7 protein-coding genes are annotated in these 3,865 nt (G+C 62.8%); 4 read left to right on the forward strand and 3 right to left on the reverse strand.

The window, feature by feature from the left end; translation table 11 throughout:
- Together GPT33_RS17650 and greA are read left to right on the forward strand one after the other, a co-directional pair.
- The coding region (locus tag GPT33_RS17650) for a hypothetical protein (protein ID WP_296811674.1) at positions 1–248 on the forward strand (248 nt) is incomplete at its 5' end.
- Between the two features lie 131 nt (positions 249–379).
- Positions 380–856, forward strand: a complete 477-nt coding sequence (gene greA / locus GPT33_RS17655; RefSeq protein ID WP_296811677.1) for a transcription elongation factor GreA — start codon at positions 380–382, stop codon at positions 854–856.
- Between the two features lie 347 nt (positions 857–1,203).
- Here the strand turns inward: greA and GPT33_RS17660 are convergent, their stop codons facing one another.
- The 3 genes from GPT33_RS17660 to GPT33_RS17670 are packed head-to-tail and all read right to left on the reverse strand — an operon-like array spanning position 1,204 to position 2,750.
- Positions 1,204–2,058: an SDR family oxidoreductase gene (locus tag GPT33_RS17660; RefSeq protein WP_296811679.1), complete on the reverse strand. Its 855-nt coding sequence runs from the start codon at positions 2,056–2,058 to the stop codon at positions 1,204–1,206.
- Positions 2,059–2,077: 19 nt separating this feature from the next.
- Positions 2,078–2,521: a PIN domain-containing protein gene (locus GPT33_RS17665; protein ID WP_296811682.1), complete on the reverse strand. Its 444-nt coding sequence runs from the start codon at positions 2,519–2,521 to the stop codon at positions 2,078–2,080.
- A complete protein-coding gene (locus tag GPT33_RS17670; RefSeq protein WP_296811684.1) occupies positions 2,511–2,750 on the reverse strand; it encodes a hypothetical protein in 240 nt (79 codons plus the stop codon). Before GPT33_RS17670 ends, GPT33_RS17665 begins: the two co-directional genes overlap by 11 nt.
- Before the next feature lie 151 nt (positions 2,751–2,901).
- On the opposite strand from GPT33_RS17670, the gene GPT33_RS17675 reads away from it, so the two are divergent.
- Complete coding sequence (locus tag GPT33_RS17675) at positions 2,902–3,255, forward strand: zinc ribbon domain-containing protein (RefSeq protein WP_296811685.1); 354 nt, start codon at positions 2,902–2,904, stop codon at positions 3,253–3,255.
- Positions 3,256–3,358: 103 nt separating this feature from the next.
- Positions 3,359–3,865: OB-fold nucleic acid binding domain-containing protein (locus tag GPT33_RS17680; RefSeq protein ID WP_296811687.1), on the forward strand; the 507-nt coding region annotated here is incomplete at its 3' end.

A 3,865-nucleotide genomic window follows, 5' to 3' on the forward strand; every position in this document is an offset into this window, starting at 1 on the left:
GTATCGGTGTCAACAAGGTCGCCGAGGGGCGCCCGCACGTCGTCGACATGATCAAGAACAATGAGGTCGACTTCATCGTCAACACGACCGAGGGCTCTCAAGCCATCGCCGATTCGGCGGCGATCCGCCGCTCCGCGCTTCAACACAAGGTCAGCTATACCACGACCATCTCCGGCGCGGAAGCGACCTGCCTGGCACTGAAACAACTGGACATTCTGAGCGTCAATCGGTTACAAGATCTCTCCTGACCGATCTCGCGGGCGCCCCTCGGCGCCCGCGACTTTTTCTATGCGACACCCCTAAGATCCGACCCGCAGCGGGCCTTCGGCCTGACCCGCGAATGTGACGAAGGCGGTGCATTCAGACGAGGAAACCACCCATGAACCAGGTCCCTCTGACCGTCAGAGGCGCTGAGCAATTGCGCGAAGAGCTCGAGCGGCTCAAGCGCATCGAGCGCCCCCGGATCATCGAGGCGATCGCCGAGGCGCGGGCGCACGGCGATCTGAAGGAGAACGCCGAGTACCATGCCGCACGTGAGCAGCAGGGCTTTGTCGAAGGGCGTATTCAGGATATCGAGGGCAAGTTGGCGAACGCGCAGATCATCGATGTGACGCAGCTCGCCGCCAACGGGCGCGTCGTTTTCGGCGCGACTGTGCAGGTTCTGGAGCTGGATAAGGATGTCGAGCATTCCTTTCAGATCGTCGGCGAGGACGAGGCCGATCTGAAGCAGGGCAAGATCTCGGTCGGCTCGCCGATTGCCCGCTGTCTGATCGGCAAGAGCGAGGGCGATGTCACCTCGGTGCAGGTGCCGGGTGGGGTGCGGGAGTTCGAGATCTTGGAGGTGCGCTACGTTTAAACCGCGTCCGGCAGTCCATGCGATGGCTGTCTGTAGGGCTGGCCTTGGCTGATTTCCGCAGCGTCGGCGGGACGCGGTTTAAACGGATGTTTTTTCGATATCTTTAAGGTGATTTCCGGAGGAGCGAAGCGTCGCCCCCGGGATAGACGACTTGCAGTCGTCCTCTTCCACCGTCCTGACGGCCGACGGGGTCGCGCTCATTACGATGATCTCGGGAACCGCGCTGAACGCGCTTCGGCCGGTCGTGCAACCGAGGTCCGCCGGGCGTTCTTTCCCGGAAATGATCGAACCACTGACCACCATAGACAGAGCTGCAGGGTCGCGGGCCATTCCGGCGGCTGTCGTGCCTACCCGGCGCCGCCGCGTGAGATGCGTGCGATGACCCAGTCCAGCACGCTGTCGGGCAGGATCCGGGTGAGCACGCCGAAGAGGTGGGTGGGGAAGGTCACTGCATAGCGAATCCGCGGGCGTGGGCTTTCCAGGGCATGGATGAGCTTTTTCATCACGGCCTCGGGCGGAAGGGTGAAAGGCTGGACGGGGCCTGCCTTGGTGAGCCGTTCCTCAGCACGCGCATAGGCGTCATGGTGGACACTCTGCTGGGTGTCGATGTTCGCCTTCAGTGCGAGGTAGGCGTTGTCTCGAAAGCGACTCAGGATGGGGCCGGGCTCGATCAAGGAGACCGAGATCCCGCTGCCGCGTAGCTCCAGACGCAGGGTGTTCGTAAGCCCTTCCAGCGCATATTTACTCGCGACATAGGCGCCGCGAAAGGGTAGCGGGATAAAGCCCAGGATGGAGCTGTTCTGCACGATGCGGCCGTGACCTTGCCGGCGCATGATCGGGATGACGCGGCAGGTCAGATCATGCCAGCCGAGCAGGTTCGTCTCCAGTTGGGCGCGCAGGATGTCTCGGGTCAGATCCTCCACCGCGCCCGGTTGTCCGTAGGCACCGTTGTTGAAGAGTGCGTCGAGCCGTCCGCCGGTGATGTCCAGGGTCTGCGCGAGGGCATTCGCGATACTCTCCGGGTCGTCCAGGTCGAGTTGAACCGCCGTGAGACCTTGCTCCTTCAGACGGGACACATCTTCGGACTTTCGCGCGGATGCGATAACCAGCCAGTCGCGCTGAGCCAGACCTAGCGAGCAGGCGAGTCCGATGCCGCTGGAGCAGCCGGTGACAAGGATGGTTCGCTTGATCGAGGATGTCATCGGTGTTTTGAGGCGGCGCTCAGTATGGTCGGGGATGGTCACTCTCGGCGGACTTGAAGGGATTCCACACCCGCATGGATCCGATCGTCCATCCGTCCTGAAGGTCTTCCGTAATCAGCAGGTGAGCCTTTTCGGCCAGTGCGGTCTCCACGATCAGGCCGTCCCAAAAGGAGATCCGCGAGTCAATGCTGCGGCTGATTCCCCGAGTGACCAGGTCTTGGGTAATCACCGCGACAGGATAGGTCCTGAGGTGTTGCACGGCGGCCAAGCCTTGCTGCGGCGACATCGGACGCCCCAATTTGCGGGTGACCGTGACGTAAAATTCAGCAAGGACCTGGGTGCTGAACCTGATCCCGGAATCGTCGCGAAAGATCCGCTCGGCAATGGCCTGTTTCGCCGGCTCATCACCGTCGAAGAGATAGACCAGCACATTGGTGTCGAGAAAACGGATCTCACCGCTCATGCAGATCCTCGCGCTTCCAGGTCTGTCCGCCGCGGCCGCAGCCGCACTGCTGCGCCAACGCAAGGAGCGCGTCGAGCGCTTCTTGGCGCCGCTGTCGCGCCGCGTCGGCTTGCGCGTAGTCCTGCAGATAGCGCCCCAGTATGGCGTTGACCGAGCTGTTCTCTTCCAGTGCGCGCATTCGCGCCTGCTTGAGGATCTCGTCGTCGACGGTGATTGTCAGATTGGCCATGAAGGTCTCCGCACGAGTACACTGGATCAGTGTAGCACGAGACCGATGAAGGGGCTGTTCGAGCCGCCCCGGCCGGTTGTGTCCCGCGGTATCCATTCTCTTGGAAACGCCTGATAATTGGCGTCAGCTTGCTTTTGTCGAGGAACGAACGATGCCGATCTACGAGTACCGCTGCGAGGCCTGCGGTCATGAGCTTGAGCAGATTCAGAAGATCAGCGATCCGCCCCTGGTGGACTGCCCCGCGTGCGGTCAGCCGACGCTGCGCAAACAGATCTCCGCGGCTGCCTTCAGGTTGAAGGGCGGCGGTTGGTACGAGACCGACTTCAAAAAGTCGAATCAAAAGAATCTGCACGACACCGGCGAGAAGAAGGAGACTAAGTCGGGTGACAGTGCGGCTTCCGGCTCGGGCGCTGGCTCGGGCGACAAGGGCGGCACCACCACGGCGAAGCCGGACGCGAGCGCCACGCCAAAACCGAAGCCGGTCGAAAAAAAGCCCGCGGCGTGAGCCGGACGCGGCGACCGATCTTTCCCCACCCCATCACGCAATCAACCTGATCGAGCGACGCGCTTTTGCGTCGCTCGATGCGAAGACACGAGGCGAGACGACGATGCGCACGCAGTACTGTGGAGAACTGAATAGCCGCCATGAGGGCCAAGAGGTCGTGCTGTGCGGTTGGGTGCATCGGCGTCGGGATCATGGCGGGGTGATCTTCATCGATCTGCGCGACCGCGAAGGTCTTGTGCAGATCGTCTTCGATCCGGATCGCCCCGAGGTTTTCGCCCGCGCCGAGCAGGCGCGCAGCGAGTACGTGCTCAAGGTCACGGGCCGGGTGCGCGCGCGTCCGGCGGGGACCGTCAACCCGGATCTGCCGACCGGCGAGATCGAGGTGCTGGGTCTGGATCTGGAGATCCTCAACGCCTCCGAGACGCCGCCGATCCAGCTCGACGAGCACGGCGCCGACGCCTCCGAGGAGCTGCGTCTGCGCTACCGCTATCTGGACCTGCGCCGCCCCGAGATGCAGGCGCGCCTGCGCACCCGCAGCCGGGTGACACAGGCGATGCGCTACTTCCTCGACGCGCAGGGTTTTCTGGATATCGAGACCCCGATCCTGACC

It is taken from the genome of Thiocapsa sp., assembly GCF_011390875.1.
Taxonomy (GTDB): domain Bacteria; phylum Pseudomonadota; class Gammaproteobacteria; order Chromatiales; family Chromatiaceae; genus Thiocapsa.